Below are 16,996 nucleotides of genomic sequence, written 5' to 3' on the forward strand. Positions count from 1 at the left end.
GCGCCGATCCCATCCAAAAACGTCGCATACCGCGCTGGGCGCGGTTTAACGCGATCGTGTCACCGGCACCTCGACCGATCGCGACCGACCTCCGCCGAATCAGATCACCGACCGAGTCACTGGACCATGGAAACGACCCGAGGCATCGATACACCCCGTCAGGCTTGGGGCCTACTGCTCGCCCTGATCGCGGCCATGACGGCTTGGCGGCTGAGCATCGCCGCAGTCCTGCCCGTCACGCAGGACGAGGCCTATTACTTCGACTGGGCCCGCAGCCTTGCCTGGGGCTATTTCGACCATCCCCCGGGTGTGGCACTGCTCGGGATCGGCACCTGGCTCGCCCCGGCGTCGGCGCTCGCAGCACGCGCGGGCACACTGATCGCCGGCGCATTGACGCTGCTCGTCCTTGCACGCTTCTTCCGCAACTGCGGCCTGACGGCGACGCGCGATCTGGCCTTGGCATTGGTCCTGGTCTTCGCGACCGTTCCCGGATTCGCCGGCGGCGTCATCACCACGCCCGACACCCTGTTGGGCCTGGCCTGGGCACTGGCCCTGCACGAGAGCGAGCGCGCGCTCGCCGGGGAGCGTCGGCGGTGGATCACCGCCGGAGCAGCGGTCGGTCTCGGCCTGCTCGGGAAATACACCATGGTCCTGATCGGGCCGGTCCTGCTGTTGGCCATCATTTTCAGCGACCCGCGCGCGCTGCGCACCCGCTGGCCCTACGTCGGCGGACTCGTCGCACTCTTGGTGTTCGCGCCGAACATCCTCTGGAATCAGCACAACGAGTGGCTGACCATGCGCTTTCAGTTCGGCCACGGCTTCTCGACCGAGGTCGGCGCGCTGCCGGTCGGCGCGCCTGGTGCCATCGCGCACGTCGGCCCCCAATCGACCGGAGAGCGTCTGGGCAGCCTTTCGGGTTATCTCGGCACCCAGCTCGCGTTTTGGGGACTGATCGCTATTCCCCTGCTCCTTGCGCCTTTGATCAACCGGGCGCGACGCAACAAACCGAGCCAGGAGATGGCCGGGACACTCGTCCGCCACGCCACTCCTCTGCTGTGGGCTGCAACCCTCTTCCCGTTGGGCTTCTTCGCCCTCGTCGCGACCGGCAGCGAAGTGGAACCGAATTGGCCCGCCGTCTATCTCATCTCCGCAGCGCCCTTGGCGGCGTTGCTGTTGCGCAATCTGCGTCCCTGGGTCATCGCGGCCGCACTGGGCAATCTGCTGCTTCTGAGTCTCTACGCGGTCCATGCCGCGACCGCGGCACTGCCGCTCGGTGACAGTCAGAATCGCGTCCTGCGCGAGACCCATGGGTTTCGGGAGTTGGCCGAAACCGTCGGCAGGCTCGAGGAGCCCGTCTATGCCGACCGGTATCAGACGACGGCGATGCTGCGCTTCTACGCGCCGGGCTTGGACACCACGACCCAATGGCCCGGACTCACCCGACCCTCCGAATATCTCCGAGGACAGATCGCGCCGCGACTGAATCCGGAATCCGTCGACTCCCCCTTCTGGCTCGTCTCCGGATTCGGCGCACCGCCGGCCATCGCGGATTTTCGCAGCGGCACCCATCGACGGCTCTTCGATTGCGCCGGGCAGCCGCTGAGCGAAGCCGCTGAAGCGCCCTGCCTGCGTCCCTTACACACCTGGAATCTGTATCGGTACCATCCTGAGGGCTGAGGCAAACCGATGGTGTAGGTGCACCTTGCACCTATTGAAGGGCAGCGAACAACGGCCTTGTCATGCTCGCGGAAGTCGCTCGCATGCCGACGGGCGTGGCGCGGAGCGCCAATGGATGCGTCACACCGCCAGAGCGGTGTCACGAGTATCTCCTGCAGAGCCCGGTCGCCAATCCTGCGAGCCGGCCTTGGGGATCTAAACCGCGTCCAGAGCGAGATGCTCACTTTCGCGTGAGTTCGACGTTGGGTGCTTCCACGGCTCTTAGCGGAGACGCGGTTTAGAATTTTATATTTTTTAATACTTTAAACCGCGCCGGCTCCGACGATTATCAGAGCCGGAGCGGCCACGCCAATTCAACAAACTACGCATACCGCGCTGCGTGCGGTTTAATTCGACGCACCTGACCGCAGCATGTCACGGACCTCTTCGATCGAACGTGTGCATCCTCCAAGATGGATGACGGCATGGCAGTTCGGGCAGACAGGCCGCAGGTCAGTGATCGGGTTCACGGCATATCGAGCGACGATCTCGGATAAGGGTGTGAGATGGTGCACTTTGATGAAGCCCTTCGCAGCGGGGCCAAACGACGTCAGGAAATCGAAGCAACAGATGACACACGAGCACCCGTAGTGTTCGATGCAGCGTTGGCGAGCGGCAGGATCACGTTCGTAAGTAACGATTCACTAACAAGTAAGGCATTTTACCTCAGCCATCTTGTATGAAAAGTGCGTTAGCGACTTGAAAAAGAATCGACGTGCTGCGAGCATCGCTCCCGATGATCCGAACGGGAGTGGTTGCCGCATGAACGAATTTCCGGGCTACGGCGCAGCGCACGAGGAGACGATGCGGATGTTCTCGCGCACCTTGGACGAGGACCATCGCCGCCGCTACGCGGCGATCGAGGCGCTGAAGATCGGTTTCGGCGGGATCGCCTACGTGGCGCGCGTGCTGGGGATGAGTCGACGCACGCTCTACACCGGGATTCGCGAGTTGGAGCAGTTGCGCGAAGACGACCCGGACCATCCGCAGCGCCCGAGCGGCGATGCCAAGCGGGTGCGCCGCCCCGGCGGCGGTCGCCCGCCGATCACCGAACGCAAGCCTCAGCTGGAGTCGACTCTCCACGAGGTGCTCGACGCCCACAGTGCCGGCAGTCCGACCGACGAGCGGGTGCGTTGGACCGATCTCAAACCGCTGCAGTTGGCCCATCGCCTGCTCGAGCGCGGGTTCGAGATCAGTCGCAACACGGCCGCCGCGTTGCTGGATCGGGCCGGCTTTCGCCGCCGTGCGCTGCGCAAGGAGTTGATCACCGGCGTGGTCGACCCGACGGCACGCGACGAGCAGTTCCGCCACATCGCCGCGCTGCGCCGTCTGGCACGTCAGCGCGGCATTCCGGTGTTCAGTATCGACACCAAGAAGAAGGAGGTGCTCGGCACCCTGTCGCGGCCCGGCCAGTGTTACACCACCGCACCGCAAACGGTCTTCGATCACGACTTCCGCCACCTCGCCGACGGCGTGCTGGTGCCGCATGGCGTCTACGACGTGCTCGCCAACGTCGGCTTCATCACGCTCGGGACCTCGCGCGAGACCAGCGCCTTCGTCTGCGACGCCATCGCCTTGGCCTGGACGGTGCTGTTCAGGGCGATGTACCCCAACGCGACCGAACTGCTGTTGCTGTGCGACTGCGGCGGGGCCAATGCCGCGCGCTCGCTGCGCTTCAAGGAGGACTTGATCGAGCTGGCCACACGCTTGGGCGTGCGCCTGCGCATCGCCCACTATCCTCCTTATACCTCCAAGTGGAACCCCATCGAACATCGCCTGTTCAGCCAGGTCGAGCGCGCTTGGAGCGGGGTCATGCTCGACTGCCCGCAGACGGCTCTGCGCACCGTCGAGCAGACGCGCACACAAACGGGGTTGAGCGTGACCGCGCGGATCCTCGACGCGACCTACGAGATCGGCCGTACGTGTTCCGACACCTTCCGCGACGTCAAGGATCGGTTCATTCGCCACGATTGCGTGAACGGACAATGGAACTACCTCGTCGATCCAAATGGGTTCGCTTGTTAAAATGTTTAACTAGTTTTTGAACCGTTACTAAGCGTTGACCGTTACCCGGCGTTTGGCACCCTCGAAAAATGTCGAGCCATCGGTCAATTCCCCCGGCCATGAGAATGCCTTGGCGATAATGGCCTGACACTCGAGCAGATGACTGTGCCGCTCGACGCCGGCATATTGCGACAGTTCGGCCCAGTTCGTCCGCCTGCCCGTCTCTCCGGCCGGGCGTCCCGTCAGCCTGCGTTGCATCGGGTTTCGACTGATCCCCGCGTCGTCGCACATCGCGACGATGTTCTGGATCTTCATGCTGATCGATGCAGGACTGCGTGACTGAAGCGCGCGTATGGTCTCGATGCCTCCGATCTCGGCGATGTCGTATCGCGCCGCATAGATGCAAAGCACGATTTCATCTCGGGTGAATGCTTTACGCGTTGCCATTGACGTCCTTCGTTTCCCGCCTCACGCGTTCATCTCGAAACGTCGAACCACCCGGTTCCGCCGTCGAGCACAGGTACCGCGATGCGGTTCGCTGGCTCACCGCATCTTACGGAATGTGTCGGCCTGGTTCGTAACTCCCGGCCATCGAGGCATGTAGCGCAGAACACGACGAGGCATGCGTGACACCAGGGAACGGATGTCCCGAACCCCTAAAGGCTCGGATGGCAGGCCGAGTGAGCAAGGTCGGATGGGCGACCGACGTACTCGTGATCGGGACGGACCATGTCGATCAATGATCGTCTCCGCGATTGCTCGCCTTATCCGCCGAGATCCGATCCATCATTGCGAACAGCAGCCCGGAGACGACGAAGGTCATGTGGATGCCGACCTTCCAGGCCAGCTCTTCGTTGGTCAGGCGATCCACGTACATGAAGGCCTTGAGCAGCTCGATACCGGAGATGGCAACGATGGAGCCGATGAGCTTCATCTTCAGCTCGGCGAAACCGACGTGTCCCATCCACCCCGGGCGATCTTCATGGTTTCCCGTATCGATTCGGGAGACGAAGTTCTCGTAGCCGGCGAGCACGATGATGAGCACCAGATTGGCGATCATGACGACGTCGATCAGGGAGAGCAGCCCGATGATCACCTCGCCGGCCTCGGCATTGAAGACCAGCGGGACGAAGTGGATGAACTCCTTGACGAACTTGACCAGCAGGAGCGCGATGGCCAAGACAAGGCCCAGATAGAAGGGCGCGAGCAGCCAACGGCTGCTGAAGATCACCAACTCCAGAAAGTGTTCGATCTGTTTCATGTCGAGGTTCCGGTTTGCCGTCAAGCCGTTGAGTCCGAGTGCGGCGCTTGCGCGCGGGGGCGAGCGACCGAGCGGGCGGGATCCTACGCGGGGGCGGGCGCCACTTCAACGGCGTTCGATCGATCGGCGCTCGGGCCTCGGCTCGGGCGCGTGCTCAGGGTGCCGGCGGCTCCTCTTCGAAGGCGATCGACACGCTCGTGCAAGCTGCCAGCGTGCGATAGACCGGGCTGCGGGCGGCAACCTCGAGCAGTCGGGTACGCTCCTCGGGCGTGAGCGCGCCGAGGATGTTCAGACGCACATCGATATTCTCGACCCGACCTTCCTCGTGATCGCAATCCCGGCAATCCCGGCCGTGAACCCGCTCCTGACTCAGACGCACCTCGACGTCGTCCAACGCAAGGCCCTGATGCCTCGCGTAGGTCCGCACCGTCATGGAGATGGAGGCGCCGAGCGACATCAAGAGCAGATCGTAGGGCGTCGGACCCAGATCGGACCCGCCGACCGACTTGGGCTCGTCGGCCAGCCATTGATGACGATGGGTGTAGAGTCCGCGCTGGAAGCGGGTATCCAGCTCGGTGACCAGGACCTCTTTCTCGGCCACACGCGGTGCGGTCCCGATGCTCTGCTCGAAGCCGTGCTTGCCGAGGCCCAGATAACGGCTCGCCCAGGCGACCAGGGTCTCGGCGACGTACTCGGCATCTTCGCGATTGCCGAGCAGATGATCGGCCTTGTCGAGCGAGATGAAGCTCTTGGGGTGCCGCGCCGCCTGGTAGATCTTGCCGGCCTCCCCGATCGAGACGATGGTGTCGAGCGGCGAGTGGAACACCAGAAGGGCGCGGTTGAGGTGACGGATGTGGTCCGCCGAGGCGTATTGATCCAGGTCGTCGAGCAATTGCTTGCGAATGCGGAAGCGCCGCTGCCCGATCTGGACCTCGGCCTCGCCCGTCTCCTCCAACTGCCCGCGCGCCCCGCTGAGGAGGTGCTGAACATGGGAGGCGGTGGCCGGGGAGGCGATGGTCACCACCGCCTCGACGGACGGGAGCGCATGCACGGCGGCCAAGACCGCTGCGCCGCCCAGGCTGTGCCCGATCAGGAGCGCCGGGGCCTCGTACTCCTCCTCGAGCTTGCGCGCCGCGGCGAGCAGGTCGGCCACGTTGGATGAGAAATTGGTGTTCGCGAAGTCGCCGTCGCTGTTGCCGAGACCGGTGAAGTCGAAGCGCAGCACGGCAATCCCGCGCGCGGCCAATGCCCGGCTGATGCGCGTCGCCGCGGCGATATCCTTGCTGCAGGTGAAGCAGTGCGCGAAGAGGGCATAACGCGACGTCGGCACGCGATCCGGAGGGGTCTCGAGCAGACCGACCAGCGTGTGCCCCTCGGGATTCGGAAATTCGAGCTTGATACGAGCCATGCCAGTTCCTCTCGTTGGAGATCCGTCGATCCGGGAAAAGCCTCCGGCTTCCAGCCGCCGGCCGCCAGCTTTTTTTATTCATGGTATGGATAGGGTCGGCCGACCGGATCCTTGGGATGGACAAGCGCCAAGGGTGAACAAGCATCGTAGGGTGGACGAGCGGGAGCGAAGTCCACCGATCCCCGCGCCGGCGTTGGTGGACTGCGCTGCGCTTGTCCACCCTACACCTCTACGGCTCGTCGACCGTCCGACAGAGTGCCTGGAGACCCTCCAGCTCGACCTCGTCGAAGCCCGCCTCGCGCCTGGCCGGGAGGTTGAGCGGACAGCGGATCTCGGCGCGCATGTACTCGCGCAGCAGATCGAAATAGAGCGGCCCGGGGTCGAGGCCGCGATCCTCGCACAGCCGCTTGAACCAACGCGAGCCGACGGCGACGTGCCCGACCTCATCACGGAGGATGACCCCAAGACTGGCCGCCGTTTCAGGATCGCCTGCCGCCTCGAAACGCGCGATCATCCCGGGCGTCACATCCAATCCGCGCGCCTCGAGGACACGCGGGACCAGGGCCATGCGCACGAGCGGGTCGTGGGCGGTCGCGCGCGCCATCTCCCAGAGTCCGTCATGGGCGGGGAAATCGCCGTAGTCATAGCCGAGATCCCGAAGTCGGTCGCGCATGAGGCCGAAATGCTCCGCCTCCTCGGCCGCGACCCCGATCCAATCAGCATAAAAGTCCGTCGGCATCGCGCGGAAGCGCTGTACCGCGTCCCAGGCGAGGTTGATGGCGTTGAATTCGATGTGAGCGACCGCGTGGATCATCGCCGCTCGGCCCTCGCGGCTCGTGAGCTTGCGCGCCTTGAGTGCACGCGGCGCAACCAGCTCGGGCCGCGCCGGACGCCCCGGCAGATCCCGGACAGGGTCCGCGCCCGACGCATCCGCATGCAGGCAGCCGTCCCGCCAGTACTCGGCCGCCGACTGCGTTGCGGCCTGTTTGCGGGCCGGATCCGGCTCGGCCAGACAGGCGGCTGCCACATCGAAGAGATTGCCCTGTCTTTGCGTCATCCGCGCCACCCCAGAATCAGATCCATCACGTTGGTCCCCGTCGGTCCGGTGCGGATCAGGTCGCCGCTGGCCTCGAGCAGCCGGCCTGAATCGGCGTGACGCAGCCCGTGGGCGGCGTCGAGTCCGGCGTCTCGGATCCGCTCGAGCGTCGCGCCATCGACCAGGGCCCCGGCGTCCTCGGTGGGACCGTCGGTGCCGTCGGTGCCGGCGCTCAGCAACGCGGCATCGGCATGACCGGCAAGCTCGATCGCCGCAGCCAAGGCCAAGTGTTGATTACGACCGCCCCGCCCCGGCGCATCGGGCAGACGCAGTGTCGTCTCCCCGCCCGCGATCGAGAGCCCCGGCGGGCCAGCCAGCAAGGCACGCGCGAGGCGTCGGCCGGCGAGCACGGCATCACCCTCGAGCGGTTGAGCCTCGACCCGGACCGCAAGACCCGCGCGACGCCCCGCCTCGGCTGCCGCGGCCTTGGCTGTGTCCAAGGTCGCGACCAGCTCGACGCACGGACCGGGCCTCGGCAACGGGCCCCGCTCCGTTAGACCGCGCTCGACCCAATCCGAAAGCCAAGCCGGCAGATCGAGCCGTGCAATCCCCTCGGCCAAGCCGACCTCGGGGACCAACAACCCGGAGCCGATGACGCCCGGATCATCCCCCGGCACATCCGAGATCGCGAGCACGCGCGTCGGCCGGTCCCCGAGCGCGCTCAGCAGCCCTCCGCCTTTGATCCGAGAGACCGACTTGCGCACCCGATTCACCGCGTCGATCGGCAGACCGCTGCCGAGCAGCCATCGGTTCATGCGGCGCAAATCGGCGAGATCCAACCCGGCGACCGGGACCTCGACCAGACTCGAGGCCCCGCCGGAGAGGAGGAAGAGCACCTCGGTCTGCGAGCGCAACTCGCCGAGCGCGCAGAGGAGGCGTTGGCCGGCCGCCAGACTGCCGGCATCCGGCACGGGATGACCGCCGAGCAGACATTCGATCCCGCGCCCGGCGAAGGGCGCGGGATCCAGATGGCCGGGCTTGGTGATCAGCAGGCCGCCGACAAGTCCCGAACCCAGCGCATCGCAAGCGCCTAGCGCCATGGACTGTGCGGCCTTACCGATCGCACAGATCCACACCGGGCCCTCCGGGGGCCGCGCGACGAGCGCCTGCCCGACAACCGCACGCCCCTCTACCGCACGCAGGGCCGCGGCGAAGACATCGAGCAGCAGACAACGAGCGAAGGCCGTGTCAGCCATCGAGACTGCGCCGAACGACGGGTTGGAAAACGGCAACCCGAGCCTCCAAATTGACAATCCTCAATGTCATCTTCCGAAAAGACATGTCTAAGTGTCGGCAAGGTCTGAATGTCGTTACGCAAAGGGTCCGGCAGCAACAAAGGGATACAGACAGCCGGAGTCGCCCGAGAACAAAAAGGATCCCCACTGAACCCATTTCCAACGAGTCCAACCCATGAAGCTGTGCCCGAAATGTAGTCGTTCCCCGCTGCCCTTCGTCATGGTCTTGCTGATCTCCACCGTGCTGGCCTTTATCACTTGGCTGGTTTTGGGGCTCTCGCAGGTCGAGCCCACCGCCAGATTGGCCGCCGCCGCGGCGGTCTTCCTCGCCGTCGGCGGAACCCTGCTGCACTATGTCATCAGCTGTCTAAAGCGCCACTGCCGGCATGACCAGAAGCATCAACGCGTCCACGGCCATACCTTCAGCCGACCCGCGTGACGCGATCCCTCAGATAAACCGGAGCCGCCAGCTCGGGCGGCACCCTATGCCCCGCGGCAAACTCGGCGGCGCCGAGTAAGAGCAGATCCCGAGCCTCGCAGATCGACTCCTCGGCATGGATGTCTGCAACCGCGCCGGTTCGTGCCGCGAGCTCGGCGCCGTAGACCGACCAGCCCGGCCCGACACCGAGCCACCCATCGCCGTGCGGGGCCTCGACTGCCTGCGGCGGGCAGACACGCTCTTCGCCGCAGGCCACGGCCAAGCCGCTTTCGTCGATCTCGAAACAGCCCCAGTAGACCTCGGCCATCCGCGCATCCAGAGCCACCAGGAGACGCCGCTCGCCGCTGCGTCGAAACGCGCCCTGCGCGATTGCGGCCAATGTGGAGATCGGCACGAGCGGCAACCCGGCGCCGAACGCGGCCCCCTGCGCGACGGCGACCGCGATCCGCACCCCCGTGAAGGATCCGGGACCGCGCGCGAAGGCGATGGCGTCGAGTGCGTCCAGACGCGTCCCGGCGGCCTCCAGGACCTGCTGCATCATGCCCAGGATCAGCTCGCCGTGCCGACGCGGGGCGGTCTCGAGCACCTGCTCGATCCGCTCGCCCGAGAGCAGGGCCGCCGAGCAGGCGTCGCCCGAGGTATCGATCGCGAGGAGAGTTGTCATGGGTGAAGAAGGGAGCGCTGCAGCCAAGTAACCTTGGCTGCGATTCTATACGGAGTCGGCGCCGAGCTGCGGATATCCGATCGAGCCGCCGTGCGCGGCGTCAATCCTTACGACTGGAACGCGCTATCCCCGAGGCCGTGCTCGGATGTCTCGGGAAGGCGCGCCGAATCGAGCATGCGGACGAAATCCTCGGGCGGAAACAGAACCCAACCGCGAAAATCCGGGCTCAAGGGTCCGGCGCACTCGCAAGGCGGGGCATCGTCGGCGAGATCCACAAGCCATAATCCACGCTGACCGGACAGGCCGAACGGGGTCTCCAAGCGGGTTTCGGCCGCCCATCCGTGCAACCCGCTCGTGCGATCACCGATCGCGTTCACGAAGACTTGCGCGATCAGCCCGAGCAGAAGGACTTCCTTATATCTGAGCTCGACCGACCTGGTGCGGTGATACCCGACATCGGGGCCGGCGACCCCTAAAGCCTCGGCCGACCGAGGATACCGAGAGCTGACCACAAGCCGCACCGACAGTGCATGAAGATCACGCCAGGATCCCGCAGGGAGCGGAATCCGCAAGCGCGCGGCCTGTCGGATCTGCTGTTGAAAAAAATGAAACAGGTTATGAACCGCCCAAGCGGTTAAATCGGCGTCGGGAGCACGTTGACGATCCGCGACGCGCTCGATGGCCGCTGCAAGGTTGCGGAACATCAGCCGATAGAGACGCCCCTCGAACACCGACCCCCCGGACCCGCCGCTGCGCGTACCGGCATCTGCACCGATGCGGTCGCAGGCCCCCAGTAAGGGAGCCTTCCAAGCGTGGAGAAGCCGGAATCGTTCGGCGGCGTTCAAATCGCTCGCCAGCAACGCTTCCAACATCTCGATCAGCTTGGCGGGAGAGATCCTGTCCCCGACCGAGGGCAGAGTCGCAAGCGTGCCGCTCGCGGATTCCTGACGAGGGGACGAGACCGGCTCGCCGATCGCGATGGACAGGTTCATCCCCGCCGGCAGGCCGGGGGCGGGTCGAGCAGAGGTCTCGAAGGTCATCATGCCAAATCCGCGGGTCGATGACGAACCGCCGCGGATCTCTCGATGGACAGGTCCGCGGATATCGCCCCCCTTGGCGCAAGTCCGTACACTGATCAGAATCCATTGGCTGAATCCTAGACCCGTTGGACGGCATCGAACTGCCGACCGCTCCGCAGATTCGAAAAGCGGTCGGATCGTTCAGCGGTCGAACTCTTTCAGGATTGCCTGTGTTTGGTCGGCGGAGATCCTCGGGCCGAGACTGGTCACCAGCTTCGCCGACGCGGCCGACGCGAGATTGCCTGCCCGTGCGTAGTCCCAGCCTTGCCCGAGGCCGTAAAGGAAGGCGCCCGCAAACATGTCTCCCGCACCGACCGTATCAACGGCCTTGACCTTCACCGGTGCGATCTCGATCAGTGTCTCACCGTCCCAGACCAATGCACCGTCCGGCCCGCGCGTGACGGCGAAGGTCCGACTGATGGTCTTGAGATAGTCCACCGCGACATCGAGGTCCTCGCTGCCGGCCATGCCCATCGCCTCGAACGCGTTGGCGAACAGCAGATCCACGCCGGAGCCGATCATGTCGAGCAACCCGGACTTGAAGAACTTCACCATATTCGGATCCGACAGGGAGATCGCGGTCTTCACCCCGGCGGCATCCGCGATCCCCTTCGCGAGGATGGACGCCTCCCGAGCGGCCTCCGATGTCACCAGATAACCTTCCGTGTAGAACCACTCGGAGTCGCGCAGGGCGTCTTCGACAAGCTCGTTGGCGGACAGGGCGCCGCTCACCCCCAGGAAGGTGCACATGGTGCGATCGCTGTCCGGCGTCACCAGGACGACGCAACGACCCGTATGTCCCTGGTCCTTGCGGGTGTGGTTGTTCGTATCGACACCGCCGCGCACCAGATCGTCCATGTAGAAATGACCCAGCTCGTCGTCGGCCACCTTGCAGGAATAGAAGGCCTTGCCGCCGAGCTGGCTGAGCGCGATGACCGAGTTCGCGGCCGATCCTCCCGAACCGCGCCGGGGTCGGTGATGCTTGAGATGCGACATGATCGCCGCTTGCTGCACCTCGTCGACCAGGGTCATGACACCCTTGTCGATCCCGAGGATGCCGAGATCCGTCGCATCCACCTCGTATTCCATATCCACCAGCGCGTTGCCGATGCCGTAGACCTGATATTTCGCCATAAGTCCCTCGTCTCCTCGCTCAAAAGCCGTCAGTTTATACCGAGCGCGCGATGGGTCCAGAATCGGCCGGCGCGCTCGCGCCATGTCGAGGGGCCATCGATGGTGCCGTCCGGCCGAAGTCGCAGCTCGATCGCGCCGACAAGACCCGTGTCCAGTGCGGGGATTGCGCGCGCCGAGAACCGTTCACGCACCTCGGCGACCGGAAAGCCGAAATGGTTGGCATAGCCGGAGGCAAAAAGGACGAGCCCGGGCGCGACCGCATCCAGAAACTCGGGATGTGTCGAGGTCGCACTGCCGTGATGACCGGCGACAAGCACATCGCTCGCAATCATCTCGCCCGATTCGCGTGCCAGGCGACGCTCGACACGCGCCTGGATATCGCCCGTCAGAAGGATCGAACGGCCACCGGTTTCGACACGCAGCACGCAGGAGGCGTCGTTGCCTCGGAACCCTGCATCGGACGGGTGGATAAACCGAAACGACACACCGGACCAGCTCCACCCCTCGCCCGCCCTGCACGGCTCGACGCCCGGCACACCCAGACGCGCCGGCTCTCCGCTGTCGATGCGATCGATCGGGATGCGTTCGGTCAAACCGGCGAGACCGCCGGCGTGGTCGCGATCGGCATGGCTGATGACCAGGCGCTCGATCCGACGCACACCTTGGGCCGCGAGAAAGGGCGCGACCACCGCACTGCCCGTATCGAAGCCGCTCGGAAACCCCGGCCCGGTATCGTAGACGAGCGTGCCCTCCCGAGTGCGCACCACGGCCGACAGACCGAGCCCGACGTCCAGCAAGGTGAACCAAGCCTCGCCCTCGCCCGGCTGCGGCACGCGCAGCACGAACATCGGAACAACGAGCAGCAGACCCGGCCAGCGCCCCGGCAACCCGCGCGGCGCAAGCATCAAGAGAGCCCCGGCAGCCGCGGCCGGCCAGACCCAGAGCGGACGCTCCGGCAGCACCATCGCAGCCCAAGGTAAGGCCGCGATCCAGGCGAGTCCGTCCAGACACCACCCGAGCAGATACGCCGTCCACTGCAGGGGCCACCAAGTGACCGTGCCGAATCCGGGGATCAAGCTGAGCAGGCTCGTCGTCAAGACCAACGGCAGAAGGATCAGACTGAAGAGCGGGACGGCCACCAGGTTCACCGGCGGCGCAATCAGTGAGGCCCGCCCGAACAGCAGAAACAGCAGCGGCAACAGGCCGATACCGACCGCCCATTGGGCCCGACCCCAGCGCGTCCAGAGATCGCGACTCGGCAGACGTTGCCCGAGGCTGAACAAGAGCGCCGCGACCGCGCCGAATGACAGCCAGAACCCGGGCGACAGGACCGCCCTTGGATCGACCAACAGCACCCCGACCAGCGCGAGCACGAGGGCGTGGTAAGGCCGCAGCGTCCGTTGCCAGAGGAGCGCCGCGAAGACCACCGCGATCATCACGAGCGCACGCTGAGTCGAGACCGCGAAGCCCGCCAATCCCGCATAGCCCAGCGCGGCGATCAGGGCGCCGACAGCCGCCGCACGCGGTGCGGCGAACGCGACGGCCAGACGCGCACTGCGCGACCAGAGCCAACGCACCAGAACGAACATCGCGCCGGCGATCAGGCCGACGTGCAGCCCCGAGATGGCGACCAGATGATTGGTCCCGGTGCGCGTCAGCACCTCCCAGTCGTCCTGATCGAAGCCCGAGCGATCGCCGATCACCAGGGCCTGTACAAGCGGCAAGGCCGGCGCACCGTCCAGGACCCGGGCCAGATGCTCGGACAGGGCCTGCCGCCGACGGTCGAGCCAATAGCGACCGGCGCCGGCATCGAGCCGCTGCGGCGGCTCGCCCCCGCGCAGATTACCCGTCGCGCGCACCCCCTGCTCGAACAACCAGCGCTCGAAGTCGAAGGTGCCCGGATTGGCGAGACCATGCCGGGGCTTGAGCCTTACCGGCATGCGCCAGCGCTCGCCTGCACGCAAGGGCGATGCATCCTCGTACCAGGAGAGTCGGACGAGCCCGGTGAAGGGGATGAGCTCCCCCTCGTGCCAAGCCTGCTCCACCTCGAACAGAAATCGCCGCGCAAGACCCGAATCGGTCGGGATCGAGGCAATGCGCCCTTCCACGATCAAAGGCGCACGGGCCAGCGCATCCGGAAAGGGCGCGCAGAGCAGGAGGCAGGCATTCCAGTGCGCCCAGAACGCGCCGAGCAACAGCCAGAACGGCAATCGAAGCGGACGCCAGCACCACGCGGCGACCCCCAAACCGACAATGACGAGTCCGACAGCGGCAAGCGGCGGCAGCCATGGCAGCAGGTAAGCGACGGCAACACCGGAGGCGAAGGCGAGACCCGGGCCGATCGTGCTTGCGGTCACCGTCGGGGTGCCGCGAGCGGTTTACGGCAGCGACTCGACGGGCTGCGAGGATCGCGAGAACGCGGATCAAGGCATCGGTCCATGACTGCTATATACTCCCTGCTCTGTCCCTCTGACGTAAGATCCCCCGGACTTGCGGCGTGAAACGATGGCTTAAGCGAAATCTACCCGCCGCCGGAGCCATCCGGGCCAGCGGCCGTTTCGGGGTTTTCGGCAAGCTCCTGCATGACCCGAACCTCTGGCATCTGAACCGGCATTCGGTCTCGGGCGCGACCGCGCTCGGGATATTCGTCAGTTTTCTGCCGCCCTTCGGCCAGTCCCTCATCGCAGCCGGGGCAGCCATCATCCTGCGCGTGAATCTACCGATTTCGGTCGCGCTGGTGTGGGTCACCAATCCGGTGACCATCCCGCCGCTGTTCTATTTCACCTATCGACTCGGCTGCTGGATGCTGGGGATTGAGCCCGGCGAGTTCGAGCTCGAGTACTGGCTGAACTGGCATCACTGGATCGCGGTCATCTGGCCGTTGGCGCTCGGCAACCTGGTGTGCGGAACCCTCTGCTCCGCACTGGGCTATCTGACGATTCAGCAGATTTGGCGCCGGCGGCTGATGCGCCGCATCCGCGAGCGGCGCGAACGCTATCGCGCCTCGGCGTCGCGCGACAACCGTCCGTCGTCCAATCGCCAGACCTGATCCATGCGCCCGGCCAGCTCCTGGTCGTGCGTGACGATGACCAGACTCGTGCCGATCGCGGCGTTGAGCTCCAGCATCAGATCGAAGACCCGAGCAGCGGTGACCCGATCGAGGTTGCCGGTGGGCTCGTCCGCCAAGAGACAGGCCGGATGGGTCACCAAGGCGCGCGCGACGGCGGCGCGTTGACGCTCGCCGCCCGACATCTCGCCGGGCTTGTGCCGGGCACGGCTCGCGAGACCGACGCGATCCAGCAAGGCCGCCGCACGATCGCGCGCATCGCTCGGCCGGCTGCCGCCGATCAGGAGCGGCATGGCGACGTTCTCGAGCGCGGTGAACTCGGCAAGCAGGTGATGGAATTGATAGACGAAACCGAGGTGGCGGTTGCGCAGCAGGCCGCGCTTGTTTTCCGAAAGCCTGCCGACCTCCTGACCGAGCCAGCGCAGGCTTCCGCTGCTCGGGCGCTCGAGTCCGCCGACACAGTGCAGCAGCGTGCTCTTGCCCGAGCCCGAGGCCCCGACGATCGCGATCCGCTCCCCGGCACCGACGCGAAAATCCACATCGCGCAGCACCTCGACCTCCAGCGGACCCTGGCGGAAGGTCTTCGACAACCCCTTAACCTCCAACACCGGCATGAGATCACTCATAGCGAAGGGCCTCGGCCGGTTGGGTCGCGGCTGCACGCCAGGCCGGATAGATGGTCGCAAGCACCGACATCAGGAAGGCTGCACCGCCGACGAACAGCACATCATTCAGATGCACGTCGGAAGGCAGCGCGCTGATGTAATAGATGGTCGGATCCAGGAAGTGAACGCCGAAGAGCCCCTCGATCCCGGCGACGACGCTCTCGACATTGAGCGCCAGGATCACCCCGGCCACCATCCCGATCAGGGTTCCGACCAGACCGATGGCCGTCCCCTGCACCATGAAGATCCCCATGATGCGCGCGGGCGAGGCACCCAGGGTGCGCAGCACGGCGATATCCGCCTGCTTGTCGGTGACGACCATGACCAGGGTCGAGACGATGTTGAAGGCGGCCACGGCCACGATCAGGAAGAGGATGATGCTCATCATCCGCTTCTCCATCGCCAACGCACTGAAGAAGTTGCTGTGGACCTGCGTCCAGTCCAAGACGCGGTAGACCCCGTCCAGCTCATAGGCGATGTCGCGCGAGAGCTGCGGGGCCAGCCACATGTCGGTCAACTTGAGCCGCACACCCGAGACCGCATCGCCCAGGCTCAGCAGCTTGGCCGCGTCGTCCATCTGCATGAAGGCGGCATTGCGGTCGTAATCCGCCATGCCGACCGAGAAGACACCGCTCACGGTGAAGCGTTTGAGCCGCGGCATGATCCCGACCGGCGTCGCGCTCACCTGGGGCGTGACGACGGTGACCTTATCGCCGGGCACCACGCCGAGGAAGTTCGCCAGATCCTGTCCGAGGATGATCCTGAACTCGCCGTCGACCAGGTCGTCCACCGAGCCCGTGACCATATCCCGTCGCAGCTCCGCGACCTGGTCTTCCTCGGTCGGAACGATGCCGCGGATCAGCGCGCCGCTCACCTGCGAGCCGTTGACCAGCATCCCCTGAACCTCGACGAAGGGCGCCGCGCCGACGACGTCCGGATGGGCTCGCACCCGCTCGAGCACATCGCGCCAGTCCTCGATGCCTCCGCCGTAGGGATCGGCAAGTGTGGCGTGCGAGGCCATGCTCAGGATGCGAGCTTGGATCTCCTTGTGGAAACCGTTCATCACCGAGAGCACCACGATCAGCGCCACGATGCCGAGCGTGATGCCCACCATCGAAGTACCGGAGATGAAGGAGATGAAATGATTACGGCGCTTCGCTCGCGTGTAGCGCAGGCCGATGTAGATGGCGATGGGATGGAACATGGCGCGGGATTTAACCACAAAGGT

General features: G+C 65.4%; 15 protein-coding genes. 4 read left to right on the top strand and 11 right to left on the bottom strand.

The features are described from left to right. Positions 1 to 126: 126 nt before the first annotated feature. Together THIMADRAFT_RS00595 and THIMADRAFT_RS00600 are read left to right on the top strand one after the other, a co-directional pair. Positions 127 to 1,677 carry a glycosyltransferase family 39 protein gene (locus THIMADRAFT_RS00595; protein ID WP_007190998.1) on the top strand — a complete coding sequence of 517 codons (1,551 nt, stop codon included), beginning with the start codon at positions 127 to 129 and terminating at the stop codon, positions 1,675 to 1,677. Between the two features lie 801 nt (positions 1,678 to 2,478). Next, positions 2,479 to 3,741, top strand: a complete 1,263-nt coding sequence (locus tag THIMADRAFT_RS00600; RefSeq protein ID WP_007190999.1) for an ISAzo13 family transposase — start codon at positions 2,479 to 2,481, stop codon at positions 3,739 to 3,741. 27 nt (positions 3,742 to 3,768) lie between these two features. Here THIMADRAFT_RS00600 and THIMADRAFT_RS24280 read toward each other — a convergent pair whose 3' ends face one another. The 5 genes from THIMADRAFT_RS24280 to THIMADRAFT_RS00625 all read right to left on the bottom strand — a co-directional run bounded on the left by THIMADRAFT_RS24280 (position 3,769) and on the right by THIMADRAFT_RS00625 (position 8,681). Next, complete coding sequence (locus THIMADRAFT_RS24280) at positions 3,769 to 4,167, bottom strand: hypothetical protein (RefSeq protein WP_007191000.1); 399 nt, start codon at positions 4,165 to 4,167, stop codon at positions 3,769 to 3,771. A 289-nt stretch (positions 4,168 to 4,456) separates the two neighbouring features. Further along, positions 4,457 to 4,981 carry a TIGR00645 family protein gene (locus tag THIMADRAFT_RS00610; RefSeq protein ID WP_007191001.1) on the bottom strand — a complete coding sequence of 175 codons (525 nt, stop codon included), beginning with the start codon at positions 4,979 to 4,981 and terminating at the stop codon, positions 4,457 to 4,459. Between the two features lie 154 nt (positions 4,982 to 5,135). Continuing rightward, positions 5,136 to 6,389 (bottom strand): bifunctional alpha/beta hydrolase/OsmC family protein, encoded by a 1,254-nt coding sequence (locus THIMADRAFT_RS00615; RefSeq protein WP_007191002.1) that lies wholly within the window; start codon positions 6,387 to 6,389, stop codon positions 5,136 to 5,138. Between the two features lie 229 nt (positions 6,390 to 6,618). Then, the gene (locus tag THIMADRAFT_RS00620) at positions 6,619 to 7,446 is read right to left on the bottom strand and encodes a ferritin-like domain-containing protein (RefSeq protein WP_007191003.1); all 828 of its coding nucleotides are present in this window, start codon (positions 7,444 to 7,446) and stop codon (positions 6,619 to 6,621) included. Beyond that, complete coding sequence (locus THIMADRAFT_RS00625) at positions 7,443 to 8,681, bottom strand: glycerate kinase type-2 family protein (RefSeq protein ID WP_040729187.1); 1,239 nt, start codon at positions 8,679 to 8,681, stop codon at positions 7,443 to 7,445. Before THIMADRAFT_RS00625 ends, THIMADRAFT_RS00620 begins: the two co-directional genes overlap by 4 nt. A 214-nt stretch (positions 8,682 to 8,895) precedes the next feature. Between THIMADRAFT_RS00625 and THIMADRAFT_RS00630 the strand changes: the two genes are divergently transcribed. Continuing rightward, on the top strand, positions 8,896 to 9,159 hold the full coding sequence (locus THIMADRAFT_RS00630; protein WP_007191005.1) for a hypothetical protein: 264 nt from the start codon (positions 8,896 to 8,898) through the stop codon (positions 9,157 to 9,159). Here THIMADRAFT_RS00630 and tsaB read toward each other — a convergent pair. From tsaB to THIMADRAFT_RS00650, 4 genes are all read right to left on the bottom strand, one after another. Then, a complete protein-coding gene (gene tsaB / locus THIMADRAFT_RS00635) occupies positions 9,143 to 9,823 on the bottom strand; it encodes a tRNA (adenosine(37)-N6)-threonylcarbamoyltransferase complex dimerization subunit type 1 TsaB (RefSeq protein WP_007191006.1) in 681 nt (226 codons plus the stop codon). The two genes, THIMADRAFT_RS00630 and tsaB, sit on opposite strands and share 17 nt — an antisense overlap. Before the next feature lie 107 nt (positions 9,824 to 9,930). Next, positions 9,931 to 10,866 (bottom strand): hypothetical protein, encoded by a 936-nt coding sequence (locus THIMADRAFT_RS00640; RefSeq protein ID WP_007191007.1) that lies wholly within the window; start codon positions 10,864 to 10,866, stop codon positions 9,931 to 9,933. A gap of 177 nt (positions 10,867 to 11,043) precedes the next feature. Continuing rightward, on the bottom strand, positions 11,044 to 12,036 hold the full coding sequence (locus tag THIMADRAFT_RS00645) for an adenosine kinase (RefSeq protein WP_007191008.1): 993 nt from the start codon (positions 12,034 to 12,036) through the stop codon (positions 11,044 to 11,046). A gap of 29 nt (positions 12,037 to 12,065) precedes the next feature. After that, the gene (locus THIMADRAFT_RS00650) at positions 12,066 to 14,393 is read right to left on the bottom strand and encodes a DNA internalization-related competence protein ComEC/Rec2 (protein WP_007191009.1); all 2,328 of its coding nucleotides are present in this window, start codon (positions 14,391 to 14,393) and stop codon (positions 12,066 to 12,068) included. A gap of 140 nt (positions 14,394 to 14,533) precedes the next feature. Here THIMADRAFT_RS00650 and THIMADRAFT_RS00655 point away from each other — a divergent pair, with 140 nt between their 5' ends. Then, the gene (locus THIMADRAFT_RS00655; protein WP_007191010.1) at positions 14,534 to 15,085 is read left to right on the top strand and encodes a DUF2062 domain-containing protein; all 552 of its coding nucleotides are present in this window, start codon (positions 14,534 to 14,536) and stop codon (positions 15,083 to 15,085) included. Here the strand turns inward: THIMADRAFT_RS00655 and lolD are convergent. Both lolD and THIMADRAFT_RS00665 read right to left on the bottom strand, forming a co-directional pair. Next, on the bottom strand, positions 15,031 to 15,729 hold the full coding sequence (lolD, locus tag THIMADRAFT_RS00660) for a lipoprotein-releasing ABC transporter ATP-binding protein LolD (RefSeq protein ID WP_007191011.1): 699 nt from the start codon (positions 15,727 to 15,729) through the stop codon (positions 15,031 to 15,033). The two genes, THIMADRAFT_RS00655 and lolD, sit on opposite strands and share 55 nt — an antisense overlap. Continuing rightward, positions 15,722 to 16,972 carry a lipoprotein-releasing ABC transporter permease subunit gene (locus THIMADRAFT_RS00665; RefSeq protein ID WP_007191012.1) on the bottom strand — a complete coding sequence of 417 codons (1,251 nt, stop codon included), beginning with the start codon at positions 16,970 to 16,972 and terminating at the stop codon, positions 15,722 to 15,724. Before THIMADRAFT_RS00665 ends, lolD begins: the two co-directional genes overlap by 8 nt. Positions 16,973 to 16,996 lie beyond the last annotated feature (24 nt).

It is taken from the genome of Thiocapsa marina 5811, assembly GCF_000223985.1.
GTDB lineage: Bacteria > Pseudomonadota > Gammaproteobacteria > Chromatiales > Chromatiaceae > Thiocapsa > Thiocapsa marina.

What these genes read in the sequence shown, in the direction of transcription:
- THIMADRAFT_RS00595 (WP_007190998.1), top strand. Translation starts at nt 127, where the DNA reads ATGGAAACGACCCGAGGCATCGATACACCCCGTCAGGCTTGGGGCCTA.
- THIMADRAFT_RS00600 (WP_007190999.1), top strand. Translation starts at nt 2,479, where the DNA reads ATGAACGAATTTCCGGGCTACGGCGCAGCGCACGAGGAGACGATGCGG.
- THIMADRAFT_RS24280 (WP_007191000.1), bottom strand. Translation starts at nt 4,167, where the DNA reads ATGGCAACGCGTAAAGCATTCACCCGAGATGAAATCGTGCTTTGCATC.
- THIMADRAFT_RS00610 (WP_007191001.1), bottom strand. Translation starts at nt 4,981, where the DNA reads ATGAAACAGATCGAACACTTTCTGGAGTTGGTGATCTTCAGCAGCCGT.
- THIMADRAFT_RS00615 (WP_007191002.1), bottom strand. Translation starts at nt 6,389, where the DNA reads ATGGCTCGTATCAAGCTCGAATTTCCGAATCCCGAGGGGCACACGCTG.
- THIMADRAFT_RS00620 (WP_007191003.1), bottom strand. Translation starts at nt 7,446, where the DNA reads ATGACGCAAAGACAGGGCAATCTCTTCGATGTGGCAGCCGCCTGTCTG.
- THIMADRAFT_RS00625 (WP_040729187.1), bottom strand. Translation starts at nt 8,681, where the DNA reads ATGGCTGACACGGCCTTCGCTCGTTGTCTGCTGCTCGATGTCTTCGCC.
- THIMADRAFT_RS00630 (WP_007191005.1), top strand. Translation starts at nt 8,896, where the DNA reads ATGAAGCTGTGCCCGAAATGTAGTCGTTCCCCGCTGCCCTTCGTCATG.
- tsaB (WP_007191006.1), bottom strand. Translation starts at nt 9,823, where the DNA reads ATGACAACTCTCCTCGCGATCGATACCTCGGGCGACGCCTGCTCGGCG.
- THIMADRAFT_RS00640 (WP_007191007.1), bottom strand. Translation starts at nt 10,866, where the DNA reads ATGATGACCTTCGAGACCTCTGCTCGACCCGCCCCCGGCCTGCCGGCG.
- THIMADRAFT_RS00645 (WP_007191008.1), bottom strand. Translation starts at nt 12,036, where the DNA reads ATGGCGAAATATCAGGTCTACGGCATCGGCAACGCGCTGGTGGATATG.
- lolD (WP_007191011.1), bottom strand. Translation starts at nt 15,729, where the DNA reads ATGAGTGATCTCATGCCGGTGTTGGAGGTTAAGGGGTTGTCGAAGACC.
- THIMADRAFT_RS00665 (WP_007191012.1), bottom strand. Translation starts at nt 16,972, where the DNA reads ATGTTCCATCCCATCGCCATCTACATCGGCCTGCGCTACACGCGAGCG.